Here is a 20,864-nt window from a genome sequence, read left to right as displayed (position 1 = left end):
AAGCGCCTGCCTTTCAATGCGAATGACGGGGTGTGGTTACGCGGCGATTTGCGCGCTCGCGGTCTTGGCCACCACGGCATCGACCTTGGCGGTCGCCTTGGCAAGTGCGGCGGTGACGGCATCAGGGCCCATGCCGACGCCTTCGATGCGGATGACGTCGACGTCGGTCATGCCGAGGAAGCCGAGCACGCCGCGCAGATAGGGGATGGCGTGATCGAACTGCACGGCCGCACCTTCGGAATAGATGCCGCCCGAGGCGAGTACGATATAGACCTTCTTGCCGGTGACGAGGCCCTTGGGACCACCCTCGCCATAAGAGAAGCTCTTGCCGGAGCGGGAGATGTGATCGACCCAGGACTTCAGGGTCGAGGAGATGTTGAAGTTGATGAAGCCGGTGGCCAGGATCACGGTGTCGGCTGCGAACAGTTCTTCAAGCACGATGTCGGAGACGCCGACGACTTCGGCCTGGCGCGGCGTGCGGGCTTCAACGGGGGTGTAGATGCCGGTCGCATAATCGGTGTCGATATGTGGCAGCGGGTTGGCCACGAGGTCGCGTACGACGAGCGTATTCGACGGGTCGGCGGCGACGAGCTTTTCAGCGAATTCGGTAGCGATACGGGTCGAGTGCGAGGCAGCGCCGCGCGGGCTCGAGGTTACAAGCAGGATAGACATAGCGGTTCTCTCCAGTGGGAATTGATTTCTCCCGCCTGATATGGGCCTACCGATCCATTCAAAAAACTGGTATATTATCTATATGATCCATCGATAAAGTAGGTATGCCGTGCAGCCCAATCCGACGCTCGACCAATTGCAGATCCTGGTTGCGGTCGCCGACACCGGCAGCTTCTCAGCCGCCGGCCGCAAGCTTAACCGAGCGCAGTCCGTCATCAGCTACGGCATCGCCAATCTTGAGGCGCAGCTTGGCCTGAAACTGTTCGAGCGCGAGGGCACGCGCGAGCCGCAGCTGACCGAAATCGGCCGGGCGATGCTGGAGGACGCCCGGCGCATGGTCGGCATGCTGCAGCGCATCCGTTCGCGTGCCGACGGTCACCATCAGGGGCTGGAGGCTGAAGTTGCGCTATCGGTTGACGCGGCGCTGCCCTCGCCAGTGCTGGTGCGCGTGCTGAAGGCATTCGAGGCGCAGTTCCCGACCGTGATGATGCGACTCCATATCGGCACGCTCGGTCTGATCCCCGACCATGTCGTCAGCGGACAGTCGGATCTTGGCATCGGTGGCTTGCTGGGCGAGGTCGACGTGCATCTCGTGCGCATCGGCTTCATGTCGATCGTGCTGGCTGCCGCCCCCACCCACCCTCTGGCACTGCTGCCGAAACCGGTGGCGCTCGAGGATGCGCGAGAGCACACCCAGCTGGTTGTCAGCGACCAGTCGGAACGCACCAAGGGACGCGACTTCGGCGTCTTTGCCTATCGTACATGGCGGCTGACAGATGTGCGTATCAAGCATACGTTGATGCGCGAGGGGCTGGGCTGGGGCGGGTTGCCGCGCTGGCTGATCGCGGACGATTTGGCCAGCGGCAGGCTGGTCGAACTCGACCTTGAACCCTTTAGCGAGGTGCGCTCATCGCTCTATGCCATGCACCGCGCCGACCGCAGCCCGAAACCGGCGGCGGCCTGGCTGATCGACCAGTTCAAACGCCAGCTCGGCTGCTTCAACGAGTTCGACCCGGACGACCTGCCTGAGGATGAGCCGGAGACAGCCCATCGATCAGAGCCATGAGCACGGCGCGATAGTCTTCGGCCGAGGCGCCGGCCTCGACGGCAAGTGCTGCGCGGTCGAAGGCGGCGGCGAGCAAAGCGGTCAGCGCATCGGCAGGCAGTCTGGTCATCGACTGTTCGCGCATCGCCGCAACCAGGCCTTCGCGCAGCGACCGGTTGCCGTGGCGATTGTCGATCGCATCCATGGCGGCGCGGCCAAGCACGGCCGGCCCGTCGAGCAGCAAAAGCCGCGTGCGGCCGGGCGCGCGCATGGCGGCGAGATAGGCGTCCGAGCCGGCAATCAGCGCATTGCGGGCAAACAAAGAAGGCGGCGAGGCGCGCTCGATCTCTTGCGCCACCGCCGCCGCCTCCTGCTCGACCACGGCGGCAAACAGCGCCTGCTTGTCGGCAAAGTGGTGATAGAGCGCGCCGCGGGTGACGCCGGCGGCCGCAACGATCTCCGGCGTGCCGGTCTCGGCATAGGACTTTTCGATGAACAGTTTGCGCGCCGCGGCGATCAGGTCGGCGCGCGTCGCTTCGGTGCGGTCGCGGTTGGAGCGGCGCGGGGTTTCTCGTTGCATACATGCAGCCTGTATGTTATTTCGAATTACATGCAAACTGTATGTTGGCTGACGGGAGAAAGAAAGATGAAGACGACGAGCTATTATCCGGTGCTGATGACGGGCGACGTAGCCGGCACAAAAGCCTTCTATATCAATCACTTCCGCTTCAAGCCGCTGTTTGCGAGCGACTGGTATGTGCATCTGCAGTCTGCCGAGGATCGCCGGGTCAATCTCGGTATCGTCCAGGGCGACCACGAGACGATCCCCGAGGGGGGGCGCGGCCGCACATCGGGGCTGCTGATCAATTTCGAGGTGAGGGATCCTGATGCTGTCTATGAACGGATCGTTGCGGCCGGCCTGCCGATCCTGTGCCCGCTGCGCGACGAACCCTTCGGCCAGCGCCATTTCATCACCAGGGATCCCAATGGCGTGCTGATCGACGTCATCAAGCCGATCCCGCTCAGCCCGGAATTTCAGGCGCAATTCGCGGCGGGCGCGGCGGGCGCCTGAACGATGGCAGCAAATGTCGGCAGCGGCTCCGGCCGCTGTGGCCGGACCCGCACCATGCGGTCTATGTTGGTGATGTTGAAGCTGGGCCTGCCGCATGCGTGACATCTGCCTTGTTCGTGCGCCATCCAATCTCGGCCTTCGGCCCTTGGAGCCGGGCCATGTGCCCGGCACCTGGCGTGCGCCGCAGGCGCTGAGCGAAGCTGGTTTGATCGAGTCGCTGGCGCCGGGGCGGGTGGTCGATCTCGACAGACCCGCCTACAGTACCGAACCGCAACCGGGCACTAGGCTGCGTAATGGTCCGGCGATCCGCCGCTTCAACCTCGATCTTGCCGAGATCGTCACCGGTGCGCTTGGGCAAGGCGAGTTCCCGCTGATCATCGGCGGCGACTGCTCGATCCTGCTTGGCGCACTGGTCGCCGCGCGGCGCTCGGGCGCAGTCGCCCTGATCCATTTCGATGGCCACAGCGATTTCCGCCATCCCGGCAACTACGATGTCAATGCCTCACTCGGCTCGGTTGCCGGCATGGATCTGGCACTTGCCACCGGACGCGGCGAGGCTTTGCTGGCGCAATGGCCAGGTGTTGTCGGTCCGCTCGTCACCGACGATGCGGTGGTTCAGATCGGCGAACGCGAGAGCCGCGATGCCGATTTTGCCTGGCCCGACATCAATGCGACCGCCGTGACGCGCATCGACGTCTTTGCCGCGCAGGAACTCGGCGCGGCTGGAGTGTTGCAAAAGACAAGAGCGACGCTGGCGCGCGCCGGCTGTCCCTACTGGCTGCATCTCGATGTCGATGTGCTCGACCAGACGGTGATGCCGGCGGTGGATTCGCCCGGCAGCCCCGGCATCGACCCCGATGAACTCGTTGCCATTCTGTCGGCGCTGGCAGCGGACCAGCGCTGCACCGGCTTGGACATGACGATCTACGATCCCGACCTCGACCCGACCGGTGACCTTGCGCGACTGCTGGTGTCGCTGCTCGGGCGGGTGCTCAAGCCTCGATAAAGGCTCAGCTCGCCCTTGCTACCGGCGTCACCGTCACCTGGCTGACGCCGGTGCGGCGCACCACTGTGCATAGCGTCTCGCGGCCGATGCGTTCGGCGTCGAGCATGCGCACGAGGTCGTCGACGCCGGTGACCGGGCGACCGTCTATCGCCGCGATGATGTCGCCTTCCCTGAGGCCGGCCTTCGCCGCGGGTCCGTCTTTCTCGACGCTGCGCAGCCGCACCGCAGTACTGGTGGTCACCTGCGACAGGAGCGCTGCGCGGCGCGGCAAACTGGTGGTGTCGGCCGAGATGCCGATGAAGGCGCGCCGCACGCGGCCGAAGCGGATGATCTCCGAAATGACGAAGTTGGCGGTGTTGGAAGCGACCGCGAAGGCGATGCCTTGCGCGCCGTGGATCATGGCGGTGTTGACGCCGATGACTTCGCCTGCCGACGACACCAGCGGTCCGCCGGAATTGCCGGGATTGAGCGCGGCATCGGTCTGGACGACATCGTCGATCAGCCGCCCGGTCGAGGCGCGCATCGAACGGCCAAGTGCGGAGACCACGCCTGACGTTACGGTCCATTCGAAGCCGAGCGGATTGCCGATGGCAATGGCGATCTGGCCGCGCCGCAGCCGCTTGGAATCGCCGAGCGGCGCGACTTCGGTGAAGCTGCCATCGGCGCGCACCAGCGCGATGTCGGTGTCAGGGTCGCGGCCTAGCACGCGGCCTTCGCTGGAGGCGCCGTCGGGCATAGAGACGCGCACCGTTTTGGCATCGCCAACGACATGGAAATTCGTAACGACCAGCCCGTCCGGGGTGATGACGAAGCCGGAGCCATGGCCACCTTGGCCACCGACGCGCTCGATGCGGCAGACGGCTGGGCCGATGCGGTCGACGGCGTCGGCGACTGTCGTCGAATAGGCGTCGAGCAGTGTGTCGTCGGTCTCGAATTTGTGGGCGGCGAGGGCCATTGGCGGGGCTCCGTGTTTTCAGGCGCGATGATGACTATATGTGCGGAGCGGCTCGAACTGCCGCGACCTGACCAGATGGCCAGTCAAACCAGTAACTAGCCGTCAGACGAGTACCTCCGGGCGCACTGCCGAGCGATATCTGGGGCATGAGAAAACCCAGGAGATCATCATGAGTGACTTCAACCTTAATGCATTTTCCGAGGCCATCGCCGATCTCGCCGCCAAGGCTGCGCCGGCAACGGCAAGTTTCACCACCCATCACCATCGCACCGCCAGCGCCTTCCACTGGCGTGACGGCTATTTCGTCACCGCCGAGGAAGCTGTCGAGGCCGGTGAGGAGATCGAATTGACATTGGCTTCGGGCGAAGCGGTGAAGGCCGAACTGGTCGGTCGCGATCCGTCGACCGGCGTAGCGCTTCTGAAGCCGGCCGGCGCGGTCGCGGCGCCTGCGCTCGCCAAGGCTGACGCGGTACGGCCCGGCAATCTTGCCATCGCCATCGGCAGCAGTCAGGGTTCGGCGCTGGCCGTCTCGGGTTCGGTCGGCGAGGTCGGCCCCGCCTGGCGCTCGATGCGCGGCGGCACCATCGATCGGCGCATCAATCTCGCCGTCAATGCCGGCGGCCGTTTCGAGGGCGGGCCGGTGCTTGACGCCAAGGGCGCGCTGATCGGCATGCTGCTGTTCGGGCCGCGTGGTCGTGCGCTGGTCATGCCTTATGAGACGGTCGAGCGGGCCGTGGCGACGCTGCGTGAAAAGGGCCATGTCGCGCGCGGCTATCTCGGCGCCGGCCTGCACCCGATCCGTGACGGCGCGGCGCGCGGCGCCATGGTCATGAGCCTCGACGACAATGGTCCGGCCAAGGCCGCCGGCCTTGCGCTGGGCGACATCATCGTGGCGTGGAATGGCGAGGCCGTGCACGGCCCGCGCGAACTGATCCGAAAGCTCGGGCCGGATAGCGCGGGTGCCGCGGTGACGCTCGGCGTGGTGCGCGGCGGCGAGCAGCGCGATGTCGCGCTGACCGTCGGTGAAAAGCCGCTGAGCTGAGAGGGCCGATGGAAAGCGAGACGCTGACAAGGCCGGAGGCGAGTGGATCGGAGGCGGGTGGGCCGGAGGTGGCGGGCGGCGGACGCCAGCTCGTGGTGCTGATCGCGCTGCACGATGCCGCGCGTGCCGAGCGCCTGTCGGCTTCGCTTGCGATGGCGGACGATCTGCTTCCGGTCGTGGCCGGCAGCGGGATTGTCGACGTCGCTGTCGTCGATGACGCTGTTGCGAACAGTGCGGCCTGGCTCGATCGGGCCGATGGTGGCAACAGCGCAATCCCACGGGTGCTGCTATCCGCGAGCGCTGGCCGGCCGGAAAACCGGGTGCTTGCCGTGCTGCCTTTGGCGTCGGATGCGAATCTGATCGCGGCTGCCGTCAGACTGGCGGCGGCCGGCTACCGGGTGTCAAGGGATGGGCGTTCGACGCCGGATCGTCATGGCGGTTTCGATCACATAGCGAGCGGAACTGAAACCGATAGCGGGCTGTTTGGCGAGGAATCTTTTGACGACGGCGCCGCCCTCCGACCAGCGCTGTCACCGCGCGAGACGGAAGTGCTGGCGCTGCTCGCCGAAGGCGCGCCCAACAAGGTGATCGCGCGGCGGCTGAACATCTCCGTGCATACGGCAAAGTTCCACGTCGCCGCGATCCTGATCAAGCTGGGTGCTGCGAACCGCACGGATGCCATCGCGATCGCGATGCGGCAGGGCCTGGTGCTGGTCTAACCCCCTTTTCCGTTTGAGCCTACGTTGCGTAACCCGTTGCAGGCTGCCGAGGCCTTGCGCAGTGCATTGCCGCCGCGCAATGGTTCGCGTCAGTGATGTAGCAAGGGAGGTGCCAAGACATGTCGCTCAAGGGAAAGACGCTGTTCATCTCCGGCGGGTCGCGCGGCATCGGTCTTTCGATCGCGCTGCGCGCTGCGCGCGACGGCGCCAATGTGACGATCGCGGCCAAGACCGCCGAGCCGCACCCGAAGCTGCCGGGCACGATCTACTCGGCAGCTGAGGAGATCGAGCAGGCCGGCGGCAAGGCGCTGCCTGTTTTGTGCGACATCCGCGAGGAGGCGCAGGTGGCCGAGGCGGTTGCCAAGACCGTCGAAAAGTTCGGCGGCATCGATATTTGCGTCAACAATGCCAGCGCCATCCAGCTCGCCAGCACGCTGGAGACCGACATGAAGCGCTACGATCTGATGCACCAGATCAACACGCGCGGCACTTTCCTGGTGTCGAAAATGTGCATTCCGCACCTGAAGTTGGCTGAGAATCCTCACATTCTGAATCTGGCACCGCCGCTCGATATGAAGGCCAAATGGTTCAAGAACCACGTCGCCTACACCATGGCCAAGTTCGGCATGTCGATGTGCACGCTGGGGATGAGCGCCGAGTTTGCCAAGGACGGCATCGCGGTCAATTCGCTGTGGCCGATCTCGACCATCGACACGGCGGCGGTGCGCAATCTGCTCGGTGGCGCGACGGTCGCGGCGATGAGCCGCTTGCCCGACATCATGGCCGATGCCGCACACGCCATCTTCCTGCGGCCATCGCGCGAGACATCAGGCAATTTCTACATCGATGAAGAGGTGCTGCGGGCCGAGGGCGTGACCGATTTCGCGGCCTACGCGCCAGGCGCGACCGGGCCGCTGGCCGGAGACTTTTTCGTGCCGGACGCGGTATTTGCCAATTCGCCGACGAACGTCAAAAGCATCTACTGACGGAAATCACGGGCCGACGGCGCTGCTTCCTCATCCACCTGCCGGCGTTGTTCGAAAAACCAAGCAATTGGCTTTTCGCCCGCTGTGCGGACCAGCCTCACCTCCCCATGAACGGGGAGAAAGGGGCTCATCACTCCTCGCCCTTCTTGCCTTTGCTCAGTCCCATCAGCCGGTCGATATAGGCCAGCATCAGCGCCGAAACGACGAAGGCGAGGTGGATGATGGTCAGCCACATCAGCTGGTCGATCGTATAGGAAGACGAATTCAGGAACACCTGCAACAGGTGGATCGAGGAAATAGCGACGATGGTCGAGGCGACCTTGACCTTCAGCGAACCGACATCGATCGTACCCAGCCAGTGCACACCGCCATCCTGGTCGTCGAAGCGGCTGACGAAATTCTCGTAGCCGGAGATGATCACCATCACCACCAGCGAGGCGACAAGTGCGGCGTCGATGAGGCCGAGCATCTTCAGGATGGTGTCGGTGTCGTCGAGTGTGAAGGCGACCATGACGAACTCGTAGAGTTTTTTGCCGAAGGACAGCGCATAGACGGCGAGCGCCAGGGCCAGCCCGATGTAGAAAACCACCAGCAGCCAGCGTGAGGCGAGGATGATCGATTCGATGGCGAGTTCGAGACGTTTCATGCAGCGGTTCCGGTCAGCTTTCTGAGGTCGACTGGGGTATTTCGGTCAGCTTGCCGCGGTTTGCAAGGCAAATTGCGGCGCAAAAAACCCCGCCGGGAGGGCCGGCGGGGTTCAATGCATCCCGCTGGAGTCGGGACGGGGCAGGGAACGCCCAGCCTCGAATCTGGGGAGGGCGGCCGCTCTATTCAATGAGCCGGTTCTAATACCAATACAATTCTTGTTGAACCGGGATTGCTGTCCGCAGCTCGACCCATCCCGGTCTGCCGGGATGGGTCCTTGTTGTTGATCTGATTCCAGAAAGCTGCTCAAGCCATTGGAAAGCAGATCAATTGTTACTCGCCACCGGTGCCACCAGCGAGGTGATGCGACGGATGCCGACGCGGCGGTTCTCGCGGTTGGGCGCCGTGGTGTTGACCTTGAGGTATTCCTCGCCATAGCCCTGAGTGGTCAGGTTTTCCGGCGGGATGCCGAAGGCATTGGTCAGCGCTTCGGCGACAGACTCAGCGCGCCGGTCGGACAGAGCAAGGTTTGCCTCCGGCGTGCCAACCGCATCGGTGTGGCCTTCGATCAGGAAGGTTTCGGCCGGGTTCTTCTTCAACAGTTTCTCCATGGCCGTGGCGACGCCTTCCAGTTTCTGCACTTCGGTGTCGGATATCGAGGCCGAGCCGAACTCGAAGTTCAATGTGTCGAGGTCGACGCGACGGGCAATGTCTCGCACGCGCGCCGAACGCTTCACTTCGTCGATGGAATAGAGGCGCTGGACCTTCTCCACCGGCGGTTGTTCGAGGAACTCGTAATAATCGTCCGGGCTTTCGACATCTTCCGAATCGAGGATGTACTCGCGGCGCGGGATGGTGAGCCGCATCGGCGGCAGGTCGTCACCGGGATCGCGCCAGTCATTGTCGTCGTCATAGCTGCGCTCGTCGACATAGCTCAGCACATATTCGTGCCCATCCGGCGTGATGCGCGATCGCCTGATGACGTCGCCATTGCGGTTGCGGATGGTGACGATCTGGATGCCATTGTCGCGCTCGACGATTTCCCGAGAGCGATCGCCCGACAGTTCCTCATAGTAAACATTCCTGGCGCCGCGGTGCATGCGCGGAGCGTCATTGCTTTCCACGATCGTCTGGTTGTTGAACTGCAGGATGACGCGGTCGCCGAGTTCCTTGACGACGTCGACGCCTTTCGGACGCCGGCGGTCGCGGACGTTCTCATCGGGTGCACGCTCGACGCGTTTGCCTTTTTCCTCCGTCACCGGGGCGATCTTTTCTGGCTGAATTGCCTGCTGAGCTGACTTGTCGTCGGTGGGCGGCGGTCCCTGGTCGACCGGAGCCGGCTTCGGGGCTTGCGCCTCGGTGCCGCCCTGCGCGGGCTGCTCGCCCGTCTGGCCGCCAGCATTCTGGCCGTTCCCATTCTGGCCGTTCCCATTTTGGCCGTTCCCATTTTGGCTGTTGCCGCCCTGGTCCTTGCGGTGCTTGCGCCTGGCATCCTTCTGGCTGTCCAGGATGGGTGCTTCGTCGGGGTTGGCCGTGGCTTCGCCTTGCGCCGGCGTCTCACCTTGCGCTGGCTGCTCGGCATTGGCCGGTTGCTCCGCAGGCTGTGGTTCACCGGTCGCAGGCTGCTGTTCGCCCGTCACCGGCTGTTCGCCGACAGTTTTTTTGCCGTGCTTTTTCGCCTGATCCTTCGGCTGTTCACCTTCGGCGGGAGCCGCTTGCTGATCGGCCGGGGGCTGAATCGGCTCGGCCTGCGGCGCGGGCTCTCCGGCAGGCGCAACTTTGACGTCTGGCGCTTTGTCGGCAGGCGCGGCCTCAATCTGCTGATCCTGCTTGCGCTTTTTCTTGCCCGACTTGTTGTCGTTTGCCGGCGCCACCTGTTCGGTGGGCGCTGCCTGCTCGGCAGGCTGCTGGGCCGGCTGTTCAGCGGGCGCCGCTTCGATCTGCTGTTGGTCGCGCTTCTTCTTGCGTGGCTTTAGCGGCTGTTCTTCATTTGCCGGAGCTACCTGTTCGGCCGGTTGTTCAGCCGGTGCTGCCTCGATCTGCTGCTGGTCACGCTTCTTCTTGCGTGGCTTGAGCGGCTGCTCATCGGTCGCCGGCGCTGCCTGGGCGCCGCCCTCATCCGCAGGCGCCGCCTCGATCTGCTGCTGTTGATTGCGCTTCTTTTTGCGCGGCTGCTGTTCCTCGGCGGCAGGTGCGGCCTGTTCGGCCGGGGCCTGCTCGGTCTGCTGCTGATCCCGCTTCTTCCTGCGCGGCTGTTGTTCCTCGGCGGCAGGGGCGGGTTGCTCTGCAGCCGGTGCAGGCTGCTCGGCGGCCGGCGCTGCCTGTTCGGCCTGCTGGCGTTTCTTTTTGCGCGGCAGTTCCTGGTCGGTCTGCTGACCATCTGCAGCAGGGTCGTCCTGGACCAGGATCAGTGGCGCGGCCGTGTGCTGCAAGGGGCCGAAAACGGCGTTGCCCTGCAACGGGGATGCGCCCAACGGCGCGGATGCCATAAGCAGGCCAAGTGCCGTACCTGCCAGTACCCGTGGTTGGCGTTTCATCTTAAATTCTCCTTGTGGGGTCCCATCCCTGCCCAAACTGTCCTTGACCGGATTGGTTCCGGTTTGCGGGCATTACCCGCACCCAAGGACGATTGACCGGCGTTTTGAAGGCAACTTCATGTTTTTCCTATGGTGCGGCCGGAATTTGAAGTCACACAACAGCTTGACCTTGCCGCATGCGGAGGCCACATCTCGACCCATAATGGAAACGCCGTTCTGGAAGACCAAGACGCTGGAAGCGATGACGCCCACCGAGTGGGAATCGCTGTGCGACGGCTGCGGAAAATGCTGCCTGTCTAAACTCGAGGACGAGGATACCGGCGAGATCTACTGGACATCAGTCGGCTGCCGGCTGTTCGATGGGCAAAGCTGCCGCTGTTCGGACTATGCCAACCGGCTGGCGCGCGTGCCGGACTGTGTCGGGCTGACGCCGCAGAATGTGCGCACCATCACGTGGCTGCCGAAAACCTGTGCCTACCGGCTGGTTGCCGAGGGGCACGACCTCTATTGGTGGCACAGGCTGGTGTCGGGAAGTGCCGAGACTGTTCATGATGCCGGCATCTCCATGCGCGGCCGCGTCCGCGCCAGTGAGACCGATCTGGCCGAGCCGGACGACTATTTCGACTATATGCTCGATGACGAGCCCTGAGCATTCTGGAACGGACGCTGCCATAGGGCGTTCTGCGCCATTGGACGTTTTTGACGGTCAGGATCGTTTGCAGCGGTGGAAGGGGCGGTTGCTTTCAACCTGTCGGGCAGATTAACCGAAAATGAACGGCCGGTTCGCGAAGAGTTCAGATTGCAAGGAGCATTCTCCCCCCATCGGTTCGACCAAGACGGGCGCAAGCCCTCAACAAGGAGAGAAGACAATGTTCAACTCATTCAAGACGGCAGCCCTTTCGGGTCTCGTAGCTCTCGGCACGCTTGCCGCAGTGCCCGCCCAGGCGGACTCGATCTATCTCGGCTTCGGCAACAACCATGACCGCCGCGTCGGCGTCTACACCGGCGACGATGAGGACGGCTTTCGCCGTGACCGCAATTGGCGCCGCTGCTCGCCGGATCGCGCCCTCGACAAGGCCGAGCGCATGGGCCTGCACCGCGTCCGCATCGTCGATGTCAATCGCCGCGTGGTGAAGGTCGCCGGCCGTCAGTATGGCGATCGCGTTGTGATCGTGTTCGCCAATGAGCGCGGCTGCCCGGTTATTTATCGCTAACAGAACCAGACTGATCTTCTGCGAAGATCAGTCTGGGATACGACCTTCTGCGAAGGTCGATCCGGAGGCATGTTCCTCCGCGAGGATCAGCCTGGAGTAGCGGCATGACCCTTCTAGGGTCAGCCAGGAGCCCCTTTCCCTCCGCGGAAGGGTGCGGCTCGAAAAAACCCCGGAGGCCAGTCCTCCGGGGTTTTTCATGTCGGCGATAGCGGTTCCGGCCGACGGGTTCAGCAGAACCGCACCCGGCCCGGCGGCCTGCTACTTAAGCTCGAATGTCACTGTTACCTGCACGGCGTAGGCATTCTCGCCGGCCTGCACGGGAACCGCGGCGCCTGCCGCATCGAAGGCCTTGGCATTGATCGGCATCGGCGCCGGCGCAACGTTCTGGTCGGTGATTTCCAGCACCCGGCCGATGCTGACGCCGGCGGCTTCGGCCAGCGTCTTGGCCTTGGCCATGGCATCGGCGACCGCCTTCTTGCGGGCTTCGGTGACGGCAGCCTTCGGATCCTCGTTGGAGAACGAAATGCCGCCGCCCTGGTTGACGCCGAGCGACACAGCCTTGTCGAGAACCTCACCTGTTTTGTCGATGTCGCGAATGCGCACCGAGAGTGTGTTGGTCACCTGGTAAGCGACAAGCTCGGCTTCCTGGCTGCCGTCGGGCTTGTTGGTGTAATTGTAACGCGGGTTGATCTGGATGCCGGCGGTCTGCAGGTCGCGATCCTTGATCCCTGCCGACTTCATTGCCGCGATCACGGCGGCCATGGCGTCGTTGTTGGCGTCGAGTGCCGCGCGTGCGGTCTTGGCCTCGCGCATGACGCTGAGCGTCAGCAGCGCCAGGTCGGGCGCCACGGTCGACTGGCCTTCACCCGACACGATGATCCGGGGCGGGGGCAGCGAATCGGCAGCGCTTGCCATCGCCGGAAAAGCGATCGCGGCGGCAAGTGCGAGCGGCAAAATATGTCTGGTCATGAAAATCTCCTCGATGTGCGATCCAGTCGCGCCTGTCGACTAGGGCGCGAATATGGGCTGATTTGGGCGATCTCGGCCAGCCCGTCCGGAAAGCCTTGTGCCGCGCAAGGAAAAACACTAATCCAGCGCGCGTGGGGCCTGTAGCTCAATGGTTAGAGCCGGCGGCTCATAACCGCTTGGTTGGGGGTTCGAGTCCCTCCGGGCCCACCAGTTTATTATATATCAATACCTTACGCCTAATTATTTGAGTTTGAATTGAGCGTTATCGGGTAAATCTATGGCTTCTGGGCAAACTGGTTTTGGCCCGTTCGTCAATTTTCTCCGTCTCGTTGATGGCACTGTCACACCTAGCTCAAGCCCCTGGGTTCGAAATACCCTGCAAGGATGCCTGCGGCAATCGGCGGCAACGACGTGCAATTAGGCGGGTTCTGAACTCGGCCGCGTCTCAAAATGCGCTTGCCAGTTCGGTTGATCTGTGCGGATCTGGCAGCCAATTCCGACAGAATTCTCTTACCCAGCCCGGACAGGTAAAGGCTGAGGAAATCATGAGAATGGTAATCGGTAATATCCCCAACCGCATCGTTTTCCATCGGTCGTGCTTTGAAATAGATCTCAATCGCGACCGCGACGGCGCCGTGTACTTGACGCCGGTGCAGCTCAAGGCGTGGTGAGAGCCGCCACCAATCGAAGTCCTCGAGGTCTCCTTTCGGGTGCATGACGCGTTTTTCCACACGTGGGCTCGACCCCTACTTGGGTGAAGTGTCGGAAACGCAGCGTACTCCTTTCAACGGGCAAGAATTGCAGCGGAATCCGACGCGGGCAACCGAGCGTTCAGATTATGTCAGCCCTGCGCGCCAATTGTTCGCTTGTCATCACGGATTGCAGGTGGTGCCGAATATCCGGCAGCAGCCCGGTGACGCTCCGATTGTGCCGTTGGATGCAAGTGAAAAAAACTACCGGGCAATCAAAGCAGACATTTCTGGACTGTTTGCCGACCGGGGCGGAGTTTGGTGTAACGCTTGAACTTCAGCCAGGACCGAAATGGCCTTACCGTCCGATCCAGATCACGACGCCCGCGAAACACTTCGACTGATCGGTCCCGATCCGCAAAATTGGGTGCCGGATCGGGAGGGCATCGACCACAATGTCTTTGTCGTTGGCGGCGGGCAGACGGGCGCGACCTTCGCCTTCGCGTTGAGGCGGGCCGGCATCGGCAAGGTCACGGTCATCGATGCGGCGCCGGATGAGGGCAAGGCCGGCATCTGGCTCACGCATGCGCGGATGAACCGGCTGCGAACACCAAAGGGCCTGCCGGGACCGGAACTCGGCCTGCCGGGCCTGAGCTTTCAGTCCTGGTACGAAGCGCGCCATGGTGCCGAAGCCTATGCAGGCTTCGACCGCATCGCGCGGACGGATTGGGCGAATTACCTGAAATGGTATCGCGACTTTCTCGGCATTGGCATTCGCTACGGCACGCGTCTCCTTCGCATCGAGCCGGCTGACGGGTATCTTCGCCTCCACCTCGATGCCGGCGGCACGCCATTGATCGAAACGGCGCGGAAGATCATTCTGGCCAATGGCTTTGGCGGCAGCGGCGGTCCAATGATACCGGCGGTGCTCGCTGCTCTGCCCCAGGGCTTTGTCGCACACAGTTCTGCAGCAATCGATTTTGCCTCGCTCAAGGGCAAAGCGGTCGCTGTCGTCGGGTCGGCGGCTTCGGCATTCGATGCGGCGGGGACAGCCCTTGAGGCCGGCGCGCAATCGGTGCGCCTGTTCGCGCGGCGCACCAGTATCGCCAGCGTGCCGATCAACCGCGTGCGGGGTTATCCCGGCGCCTATGACAACTATCCGCGCTTGCCCGATCCGGTGCGCTGGCGCCAGGCACTGCGCTTCCGCGAGGCCGGTTCGACGCCACCGCCCGATGCCGTGGAGCGGGTAGTGCGGCACAAGAATTTCCACCTGCATCTCGGTGCCCCCTGGACGAATGCGGATATCGACGGCGGCAAGGTCGTCACCGACATCGGCGCCGAGACGTTCGCTTTCGACTTCGTCATCGCCGGCACCGGCTATTTCGCCGACCCGACGCGCAAGCCGGAATTTAGCAATTTCGCCGCCTCGATCCGGCTGTGGCGTGACCAATACGCGCCGGCGGAAGGCGAACTGGATGAATTTTTCGGCGCCCATCCCTATCTCGGCCTCGGCCATGAATTCCTCGAGAAAGCGCTGGGGGAGGCGCCGTTCCTGAGGAACATCCACGTCTTCAATCCAGGCGGCTTCGTCAGTTTCGGCCTGCCGATCGGCGATGTTCCCTCTATCAGGCGCGACGTGCCGGCTGTCGTCGCCCGCATCAGCCGCGATCTCTTCCTTGCCGATCTCGACAGCCATGAGAGCCGGATAACCGGCAGCCATCCGGCCGAGTTCGGGGAGGAGGCCTACGCCTCTGCCGTCTGGCGACCGGCACAGACCATTGCGGCGGAATAGACGCATTTCCATGGACAAACGCCGATGACCTTCAGCCCTGACCTTTCCGACCCGTTCGTCGCCACGGCGGTCGAGCTGCGCACCATCTTCGATCGCGATGCGGTGGCGCGCGACAAGGCTGGTGGACGACCGGTCGAGCAGATCCGCCTGCTCAAGGAAAGTGGACTGCCGTCGGCGCAGATTCCCAAAAACTATGGCGGCAAGGGCGCGCCCTGGCTGTCGGTGCTGCGCGTCGTGCGCGAATTTGCCCGCACCGATGGTTCGCTAGCCCATCTCTACGGCTACCATCATCTGCCGCTCAACGGCGTGTTATTTCGCGGTACGGACGCGCAGAAGGACCAACTGCTGACACGCTCGGCCCGCGAGAACTGGGTCTGGGGCAATTCCGGCAACGCCATGTCGAAGACCTCTACGGCCAGGCGCAACGGCTCGGGCTGGATCCTGAACGGCTTCCGGCCGTTCTCTTCCGGCTCGCACATCGCCGACTATATCCAGGTGGCATGGGAAGACGGCCAGGACCGCCTGGCAGCTGCGATCCCGGCCGATCGTGAAGGTATCGTCATCGAGGATGACTGGGATGGCGTCGGCCAGCGGCAGACGGGTTCCGGTAAAGTCACGTTCAAGGATGTGCATATCGGTGATGACGAACTGATCGGCTCGCCCGCCGTGCCGCTGACGCCGTTCCAGACGCTGATTTCACTCTTCCAGCAGGCGGTCCTGCTCAACCTCTTCGTCGGCAGCGCGCAAGGAGCGCTGAGCGAAGGCCGCGACTATACGGTCTCGCAATCGCGACCCTGGGTCTATTCCGGCTATGAGAACCACACCGATGATCCGTTCGTTCAGCGCAAATATGGCGATCTCTATATCCGCACGCTGGCTGCCGCCGAACTCGCCGATGTGGCGGCGCGCAGCCTCGATGCCGCCTATGGCAAGGGCGAGGCCTTGACCCTGGAGCAGCGCGGACAGACTGCGATCGACCTTGCCACCGCCAATGTCTATGCCGGGCAAATCGGTCTCGACGCATCGAGCGAGGTTTTCGAGGTGATGGGCGCCCGCTCGGCCACCAAGGCCAATGGCTACGACAGGTTCTGGCGCAATGTGCGCACGCACACGCTGCACAACCCGGCCGAATACAAGAAGCGCACCATCGGCACCTGGTTGCTGACCGGGGAATTCCCGGTCGGCGGGTTGTATCGCTGAGGAGGCGCGGAAAATGGCCAGGCGCAAGGACAAGCTCAAGCTTGGAGCGTTTCTTCTCTTCACCGGCCACCATGTGGCGGCATGGCGCCATCCACAGGCGGCCGAGGGGACCAGCCTCGGCGACTATGTCGAACTGGCCAGGCTCGCGGAAGCGGCCAAATTCGATGCGATCTTCTTTGCCGATGGCGTCGCGGCGCGGCTGAGCAATCTCGAGGCTGCCAGCCGCAAGGCGCATAGCGGCGTCTATCCGTTCGAGCCCATCACGCTGCTGTCGGCGCTGTCGGCGGTGACCACCAACATCGGCCTGATCGCCACGGGTTCGACCAGCTATTCCGATCCCTACAATCTGGCCCGCCAGTTCGCGTCGCTCGACCATCTGAGCGGCGGGCGCGCCGGCTGGAACCTCGTCACCTCGTCCGATCCGGATGCGGCATTCAATTTCGGCCACGATACGTATATCCAGCACGGCGACCGCTACGATCGCGCCGAGGAATTCGCCGATGTCGTGCTTGGGCTGTGGGACAGCTGGGAGGATGATGCCTTCCCGCGCGACAAAGTGAGCGGGCGCTATTTCGACAAGGAGAAGCTGCATGTGCTGAACCACAAGGGCCAGCACTTCGAGGTGCGCGGTCCGCTGAACACGCCGCGCACGCCGCAAGGCCATCCGGTCGTCGTCCAGGCGGGCGCGTCCGGCCCCGGCAAGGAGCTGGCGGCGCGCACCGCGGAAGCGATTTTCGCCGCGCAGATCACGCTCGATGAAGCCACCGCCTTCTATGCCGACGTCAAGGGCAGGCTCGGTAAGTACGGCCGTTCAGAGGATGATCTGAAAATCCTGCCAGGCATCTTTCCGGTCGTCGGCCGCAGCGAAGCCGAGGCGCAGGAAAAGTTCGAACAGCTGCAGGATCTCATCCAGCCGGAAGTGGGCCTCGGTCTGGTCTCGGCGCTGGCCGGCGGCTTCGATCTGACCGCCTATCCGCTCGACGGGCCGGTGCCGGAACTGCCGGAGACCAATGCCGGCAAGAGCCGGCAGGCGCTGGTCATCGATCTGGCGCGGCGCGAGAAGCTGACGATCCGGCAGCTCTATTTGCGCATCGCCGGCGCTCGCGGCCACTGGCAGGTGGTCGGCACGCCACAACAGATCGCCGACACGATGGAAGAGCGCTTTGAGAATTACGGCGCCGACGGCTTCAACATCATGGCACCGATCATGCCCGGCGGCTTGAAGGATTTCATCGAGTTGGTGGTGCCGGAACTGCGCCACCGTGGCCTGTTCCGTCGGGAGTATGAGGGCAGCACCTTGCGCGACAATCTCGGCCTGAAGCGGCCGGCAAACCGTTTTTCGCGGCATGCCGCGGCGGCGGCGGAATAGGAATGAGCCGATGGCGCGCGACACGCTCTTTCTCATCCAGCCGGGTTTCGCCGACCCAAAGCATCCGGGCCAGACCTTCGTCTGCCCCTATTCCAACAAGGTCGAAGGGCTGCTCGCAGCCTTTCCCGATCTTGCTGCCAGGCTGGACGTCGAGCGCGTGCCGTTCGCAAGGCCGAGGGGTAAGGTGATCGATGCGCTCGGCGAACGCCACCAGTCGCTGCCGGTGCTGGTCGTCGGCAGTGATCCGCCAGCCGACCTACCGACCGCCAAGGGCAAGGTCTTTGCCGACGACACAAGGCGCATTCTTGCGCTGCTTGCCGAGCGCCACGGCTTCCCGCATCTGCATGAGTGACCTGATGAGCTTCGATCCCGATACCTCCAATCCATGGATCGCCAAGGCGGTCGAGCTGCGCGACATCTTTGCCCGCGACGCGGTCGAGCGCGACCAGCTTGGCGGCAGGCCCGTCGAACAGATCCGCCTGCTCAAGGAGAGCGGCCTGCTCAGTATCGTCATTCCCAAGGAATTCGGCGGCGCCGGCGAACCCTATTCGACGGCGCTGAAGATCGGCCGCGAGTTCGCCAAGGTCGACGGCTCGATCGGCCACATCTACGGCTACCATTTCAGCGCGCTGATCGCCGCAAGGCTCAATTCGGACGAACCGCGCTCAGCCGATCTGCTGCGGCGTTCGGCTGCGGGCGACTGGTTCTGGGGCAACACCGGCAACAGCTTTTCCAAGACGCTGTTCGGCCGCAAGGATGGCGAGTGGACGATCGTCAGCGGCTTCAAGCCCTTCGCCTCCGGCTCGCATGTCGCCGACTATCTTTCGACCTCCTGGGAAGACGAGGTCAGCGGCGAGCGGAAGTTCGCGGCCATCCCGGCGGATCGTGAGGGCATCACCATTCTCGACGACTGGGACGGCATCGGCCAGACGCAAACCGGCAGTGGCAAGGTCGCCTACAAGGATGTTAGGATCCATGACAACGAACTGGTGCGCGGCTGGGTCGACGCGTCGCTGCCGATCCGCACCATCGGCCCGCTGCAGCAGCAAAGCGTGCTGCTCAATGTCTTCATCGGCACCGCCCAGGGCGCACTGCTAGCGGCACGCGACTACACGCTCAACAGCTCGCGACCGTGGATGTATTCCGGCGTCGAGCGCCACATCGACGATCCATGGATCAAGCGGCAATATGGCGAGCTCTGGGTCAAGACGCGGGCGGCAACGGTGCTGGCTGATCGCGCTGCGGCGGCGATCGATCATGCGATCGCGCGCGGCAAGGCGTTGACCGAGCAAGAGCGCGGGGAAGCGGCGGTTGCAGTTGCCGCGGCCAACGTGCTGGCCGGCAATGTCGCGCTCGAAGTCACCACCGAGATCTTCGAGGTGATGGGCGCGCGCTCGGCGGTGCGCAAATACGGCTTCGACCGTTTCTGGCGCAATGCGCGCATCCACACCTTGCACAACCCCGCCGAATACAAGGCCCGCACCGTCGGCACCTGGTATCTGACTGGCGCCTATCCCGAGCCCGGCGTCTTTCGATGAGCGGCCGACAGCTCCACCTCAATGTCAACATCCTGCACGCCGGCTTCTCGCCGGCGGCATGGCGGATGGACGGGGTCGACCCCTATGCCGCCTTCACCGTCGACCACTATGTGCAGGTGGCGAAGATCGCCGAGCGCGCCAAGCTCGACGCTATATTCCTTGCCGATCAGGCGGCAATTTCGGATCGCATCGACTATCGGCCGATTACATCGCTGGAACCGACCATCGTGCTGGCGACGATAGCCGCCGCGACCGAGCGCATCGGCCTGATTGCGACGGCATCGACCAGCTTCAACGAGCCCTACAACATCGCCCGTCGTTTCGCGACGCTCGACCATGTCAGCGGCGGGCGCATCGGCTGGAACATCGTGACCACGGCCGATCCCGCCTCGGCCCGCAATTTCGGCCTGACCGGCGCGATAGATCATGGCCGGCGCTACGAGCGGGCCGCCGAATTCACCGAAATAGTCAAGGCGCTGTGGGACAGCTGGGAGGACGATGCCTTCATCGGCGACGTCGCCAGTGGGCGCTTCGTCGATGCCGCCAAGGTTCACGCCATCGAGCACGAGGGCGCGCATTTTTCGGTGCATGGGCCGCACAATGTGCCGCGCTCGCCGCAAGGGCATCCGGTGGTCATCCAGGCCGGCGGTTCCGATGACGGCAAGGAGCTCGCCGCGCGCCACGCCGAAGCGGTGTTTTCCGCGTCGCAATCGTTCGAGGAGGCGCTCGCCTACGCAAAGGAGCTGAAGGCCCGGGCTGTCGCCTATGGCAGAAGCGGCGGCGTGCCGCTCAACCTCGCCGGTCTGGCCACCATCATCGGCAGCACCGAGGCGGAAGCGGAGCGGCGGCAGGAAGAACTGTGGGACCGCATCCCGCTCGACTACAGCCTGACGCGGCTGTCGGGCGTGCTCGGCATCGACCGCGAGCGGCTGAGGCTCGACGAGAAGCTGCCTGACGTCATCCCGCTGCCGCCCAACGGCGGCCACACCTTCTTCAAGGCCACGCTGGCACTTGCCCGCAACAACGATTTCACCGTTCGCCAACTGATCCGGGCTCAACGGCAGTACCGGCCACCGCACCGTTGTCGGCACGCCGGAGCAGATCGCCGACGATATCGAAAGATGGTTTGTCGCCGGCGCCGCCGATGGCTTCAACCTGATGCCTGACGTGCTGCCGACCGGGCTGGAAGTCTTTGTCGATACGGTCGTGCCGATCCTGCGCCCGCGCGGCCTGTTTCGCAGCGACTATGAAGGGCGCACGCTGCGCGACCATCTCGGCCTTATCAGGCCTGAAAGCCGTTTCGCGCCGCAGCCGCACAAGGCGTCAGGGTTGCTCGGGGCCACCCATTGAACGATCATCAAACGATAACGGCGCGGAAGGTACCGCCATTGACCTCCACGCCCGACAAAAATAC

General features: G+C 63.7%; 21 protein-coding genes, 1 tRNA gene and 1 pseudogene. 16 read left to right on the top strand and 7 right to left on the bottom strand.

Annotated elements, in window-relative coordinates:
- Nucleotides 1–36: 36 nt before the first annotated feature.
- Nucleotides 37–672 carry an FMN-dependent NADH-azoreductase gene (locus NKJ18_RS00440; RefSeq protein ID WP_352657340.1) on the bottom strand — a complete coding sequence of 212 codons (636 nt, stop codon included), beginning with the start codon at nucleotides 670–672 and terminating at the stop codon, nucleotides 37–39.
- Nucleotides 673–781: 109 nt separating this feature from the next.
- On the opposite strand from NKJ18_RS00440, the gene NKJ18_RS00435 reads away from it, so the two are divergent.
- Nucleotides 782–1,738, top strand: coding sequence for a LysR family transcriptional regulator (locus tag NKJ18_RS00435; protein ID WP_023727447.1), 957 nt, complete (start codon nucleotides 782–784; stop codon nucleotides 1,736–1,738).
- On the opposite strand, the gene NKJ18_RS00430 is transcribed toward NKJ18_RS00435, so the two are convergent.
- On the bottom strand, nucleotides 1,671–2,297 hold the full coding sequence (locus NKJ18_RS00430; RefSeq protein ID WP_023672456.1) for a TetR/AcrR family transcriptional regulator: 627 nt from the start codon (nucleotides 2,295–2,297) through the stop codon (nucleotides 1,671–1,673). The two genes, NKJ18_RS00435 and NKJ18_RS00430, sit on opposite strands and share 68 nt — an antisense overlap.
- A 66-nt stretch (nucleotides 2,298–2,363) precedes the next feature.
- Between NKJ18_RS00430 and NKJ18_RS00425 the strand changes: the two genes are divergently transcribed.
- Both NKJ18_RS00425 and NKJ18_RS00420 read left to right on the top strand, forming a co-directional pair.
- Nucleotides 2,364–2,789, top strand: coding sequence for a VOC family protein (locus tag NKJ18_RS00425; RefSeq protein ID WP_023705831.1), 426 nt, complete (start codon nucleotides 2,364–2,366; stop codon nucleotides 2,787–2,789).
- Between the two features lie 94 nt (nucleotides 2,790–2,883).
- Entirely contained in the window at nucleotides 2,884–3,795 is a 912-nt protein-coding gene (locus tag NKJ18_RS00420; RefSeq protein ID WP_023705830.1) for an arginase family protein, read from the top strand.
- 4 nt (nucleotides 3,796–3,799) lie between these two features.
- Here the strand turns inward: NKJ18_RS00420 and NKJ18_RS00415 are convergent, their stop codons facing one another.
- Complete coding sequence (locus NKJ18_RS00415) at nucleotides 3,800–4,750, bottom strand: S1C family serine protease (RefSeq protein WP_023705829.1); 951 nt, start codon at nucleotides 4,748–4,750, stop codon at nucleotides 3,800–3,802.
- A gap of 169 nt (nucleotides 4,751–4,919) precedes the next feature.
- Here NKJ18_RS00415 and NKJ18_RS00410 point away from each other — a divergent pair, with 169 nt between their 5' ends.
- The 3 genes from NKJ18_RS00410 to NKJ18_RS00400 all read left to right on the top strand — a co-directional run bounded on the left by NKJ18_RS00410 (nucleotide 4,920) and on the right by NKJ18_RS00400 (nucleotide 7,497).
- Nucleotides 4,920–5,792 (top strand): S1C family serine protease, encoded by an 873-nt coding sequence (locus tag NKJ18_RS00410; RefSeq protein WP_023705828.1) that lies wholly within the window; start codon nucleotides 4,920–4,922, stop codon nucleotides 5,790–5,792.
- 8 nt (nucleotides 5,793–5,800) lie between these two features.
- On the top strand, nucleotides 5,801–6,511 hold the full coding sequence (locus tag NKJ18_RS00405) for a helix-turn-helix transcriptional regulator (protein WP_198020319.1): 711 nt from the start codon (nucleotides 5,801–5,803) through the stop codon (nucleotides 6,509–6,511).
- A gap of 119 nt (nucleotides 6,512–6,630) precedes the next feature.
- On the top strand, nucleotides 6,631–7,497 hold the full coding sequence (locus tag NKJ18_RS00400) for an SDR family oxidoreductase (RefSeq protein WP_023705827.1): 867 nt from the start codon (nucleotides 6,631–6,633) through the stop codon (nucleotides 7,495–7,497).
- Between the two features lie 130 nt (nucleotides 7,498–7,627).
- On the opposite strand, the gene NKJ18_RS00395 is transcribed toward NKJ18_RS00400, so the two are convergent.
- Nucleotides 7,628–8,143: a TIGR00645 family protein gene (locus NKJ18_RS00395; RefSeq protein ID WP_023672463.1), complete on the bottom strand. Its 516-nt coding sequence runs from the start codon at nucleotides 8,141–8,143 to the stop codon at nucleotides 7,628–7,630.
- A gap of 325 nt (nucleotides 8,144–8,468) precedes the next feature.
- Nucleotides 8,469–10,679 (bottom strand): OmpA family protein, encoded by a 2,211-nt coding sequence (locus NKJ18_RS00390; RefSeq protein WP_023727443.1) that lies wholly within the window; start codon nucleotides 10,677–10,679, stop codon nucleotides 8,469–8,471.
- A 202-nt stretch (nucleotides 10,680–10,881) separates the two neighbouring features.
- Between NKJ18_RS00390 and NKJ18_RS00385 the strand changes: the two genes are divergently transcribed.
- Nucleotides 10,882–11,328: a YcgN family cysteine cluster protein gene (locus NKJ18_RS00385; RefSeq protein WP_023672465.1), complete on the top strand. Its 447-nt coding sequence runs from the start codon at nucleotides 10,882–10,884 to the stop codon at nucleotides 11,326–11,328.
- Between the two features lie 220 nt (nucleotides 11,329–11,548).
- Nucleotides 11,549–11,893 carry a hypothetical protein gene (locus NKJ18_RS00380; RefSeq protein WP_023713887.1) on the top strand — a complete coding sequence of 115 codons (345 nt, stop codon included), beginning with the start codon at nucleotides 11,549–11,551 and terminating at the stop codon, nucleotides 11,891–11,893.
- A gap of 258 nt (nucleotides 11,894–12,151) precedes the next feature.
- Here the strand turns inward: NKJ18_RS00380 and NKJ18_RS00375 are convergent, their stop codons facing one another.
- Entirely contained in the window at nucleotides 12,152–12,862 is a 711-nt protein-coding gene (locus NKJ18_RS00375; RefSeq protein ID WP_023705824.1) for an SIMPL domain-containing protein, read from the bottom strand.
- A gap of 134 nt (nucleotides 12,863–12,996) precedes the next feature.
- Here NKJ18_RS00375 and NKJ18_RS00370 point away from each other — a divergent pair.
- Nucleotides 12,997–13,072 (top strand) — tRNA-Ile (locus NKJ18_RS00370).
- A 137-nt stretch (nucleotides 13,073–13,209) separates the two neighbouring features.
- Here the strand turns inward: NKJ18_RS00370 and NKJ18_RS00365 are convergent.
- On the bottom strand, nucleotides 13,210–13,593 hold the full coding sequence (locus tag NKJ18_RS00365) for a hypothetical protein (protein ID WP_352757619.1): 384 nt from the start codon (nucleotides 13,591–13,593) through the stop codon (nucleotides 13,210–13,212).
- Between the two features lie 19 nt (nucleotides 13,594–13,612).
- Here NKJ18_RS00365 and NKJ18_RS00360 point away from each other — a divergent pair, with 19 nt between their 5' ends.
- The 7 genes and pseudogenes from NKJ18_RS00360 to NKJ18_RS00330 all read left to right on the top strand — a co-directional run bounded on the left by NKJ18_RS00360 (nucleotide 13,613) and on the right by NKJ18_RS00330 (nucleotide 20,800).
- Nucleotides 13,613–13,885: a hypothetical protein gene (locus NKJ18_RS00360; RefSeq protein WP_352446302.1), complete on the top strand. Its 273-nt coding sequence runs from the start codon at nucleotides 13,613–13,615 to the stop codon at nucleotides 13,883–13,885.
- A gap of 18 nt (nucleotides 13,886–13,903) precedes the next feature.
- A complete protein-coding gene (locus NKJ18_RS00355; protein ID WP_023701140.1) occupies nucleotides 13,904–15,343 on the top strand; it encodes an NAD(P)-binding domain-containing protein in 1,440 nt (479 codons plus the stop codon).
- Nucleotides 15,344–15,367: 24 nt separating this feature from the next.
- Nucleotides 15,368–16,543 (top strand): acyl-CoA dehydrogenase family protein, encoded by a 1,176-nt coding sequence (locus tag NKJ18_RS00350; RefSeq protein ID WP_023670851.1) that lies wholly within the window; start codon nucleotides 15,368–15,370, stop codon nucleotides 16,541–16,543.
- 13 nt (nucleotides 16,544–16,556) lie between these two features.
- The gene (locus NKJ18_RS00345) at nucleotides 16,557–17,912 is read left to right on the top strand and encodes an LLM class flavin-dependent oxidoreductase (RefSeq protein WP_023701139.1); all 1,356 of its coding nucleotides are present in this window, start codon (nucleotides 16,557–16,559) and stop codon (nucleotides 17,910–17,912) included.
- 10 nt (nucleotides 17,913–17,922) lie between these two features.
- Nucleotides 17,923–18,264, top strand: coding sequence for a DUF3088 domain-containing protein (locus NKJ18_RS00340; RefSeq protein WP_023670853.1), 342 nt, complete (start codon nucleotides 17,923–17,925; stop codon nucleotides 18,262–18,264).
- Nucleotides 18,265–18,268: 4 nt separating this feature from the next.
- The gene (locus NKJ18_RS00335) at nucleotides 18,269–19,450 is read left to right on the top strand and encodes an acyl-CoA dehydrogenase family protein (RefSeq protein ID WP_023701138.1); all 1,182 of its coding nucleotides are present in this window, start codon (nucleotides 18,269–18,271) and stop codon (nucleotides 19,448–19,450) included.
- Nucleotides 19,447–20,800, top strand: a pseudogene (locus NKJ18_RS00330) (LLM class flavin-dependent oxidoreductase). The gene NKJ18_RS00335 and the pseudogene NKJ18_RS00330 overlap by 4 nt, the downstream one beginning before the upstream one ends.
- Nucleotides 20,801–20,864 lie beyond the last annotated feature (64 nt).

Source organism: Mesorhizobium sp. M0217 (assembly GCF_040321955.1).
GTDB lineage: Bacteria > Pseudomonadota > Alphaproteobacteria > Rhizobiales > Rhizobiaceae > Mesorhizobium.
This window is presented reverse-complemented; position numbering and strand designations above follow the sequence as displayed.

Bases quoted from the DNA above. Each gene is read 5' to 3' on its own strand.
- NKJ18_RS00335 (WP_023701138.1), top strand. From the start codon at position 18,269: ATGAGCTTCGATCCCGATACCTCCAATCCATGGATCGCCAAGGCGGTC.
- NKJ18_RS00350 (WP_023670851.1), top strand. From the start codon at position 15,368: ATGACCTTCAGCCCTGACCTTTCCGACCCGTTCGTCGCCACGGCGGTC.
- NKJ18_RS00440 (WP_352657340.1), bottom strand. From the start codon at position 672: ATGTCTATCCTGCTTGTAACCTCGAGCCCGCGCGGCGCTGCCTCGCAC.
- NKJ18_RS00390 (WP_023727443.1), bottom strand. From the start codon at position 10,679: ATGAAACGCCAACCACGGGTACTGGCAGGTACGGCACTTGGCCTGCTT.
- NKJ18_RS00340 (WP_023670853.1), top strand. From the start codon at position 17,923: ATGGCGCGCGACACGCTCTTTCTCATCCAGCCGGGTTTCGCCGACCCA.
- NKJ18_RS00425 (WP_023705831.1), top strand. From the start codon at position 2,364: ATGAAGACGACGAGCTATTATCCGGTGCTGATGACGGGCGACGTAGCC.
- NKJ18_RS00420 (WP_023705830.1), top strand. From the start codon at position 2,884: ATGCGTGACATCTGCCTTGTTCGTGCGCCATCCAATCTCGGCCTTCGG.
- NKJ18_RS00345 (WP_023701139.1), top strand. From the start codon at position 16,557: ATGGCCAGGCGCAAGGACAAGCTCAAGCTTGGAGCGTTTCTTCTCTTC.
- NKJ18_RS00400 (WP_023705827.1), top strand. From the start codon at position 6,631: ATGTCGCTCAAGGGAAAGACGCTGTTCATCTCCGGCGGGTCGCGCGGC.
- NKJ18_RS00355 (WP_023701140.1), top strand. From the start codon at position 13,904: ATGGCCTTACCGTCCGATCCAGATCACGACGCCCGCGAAACACTTCGA.
- NKJ18_RS00375 (WP_023705824.1), bottom strand. From the start codon at position 12,862: ATGACCAGACATATTTTGCCGCTCGCACTTGCCGCCGCGATCGCTTTT.
- NKJ18_RS00430 (WP_023672456.1), bottom strand. From the start codon at position 2,297: ATGCAACGAGAAACCCCGCGCCGCTCCAACCGCGACCGCACCGAAGCG.
- NKJ18_RS00395 (WP_023672463.1), bottom strand. From the start codon at position 8,143: ATGAAACGTCTCGAACTCGCCATCGAATCGATCATCCTCGCCTCACGC.
- NKJ18_RS00410 (WP_023705828.1), top strand. From the start codon at position 4,920: ATGAGTGACTTCAACCTTAATGCATTTTCCGAGGCCATCGCCGATCTC.
- NKJ18_RS00380 (WP_023713887.1), top strand. From the start codon at position 11,549: ATGTTCAACTCATTCAAGACGGCAGCCCTTTCGGGTCTCGTAGCTCTC.
- NKJ18_RS00415 (WP_023705829.1), bottom strand. From the start codon at position 4,750: ATGGCCCTCGCCGCCCACAAATTCGAGACCGACGACACACTGCTCGAC.
- NKJ18_RS00385 (WP_023672465.1), top strand. From the start codon at position 10,882: ATGGAAACGCCGTTCTGGAAGACCAAGACGCTGGAAGCGATGACGCCC.
- NKJ18_RS00405 (WP_198020319.1), top strand. From the start codon at position 5,801: ATGGAAAGCGAGACGCTGACAAGGCCGGAGGCGAGTGGATCGGAGGCG.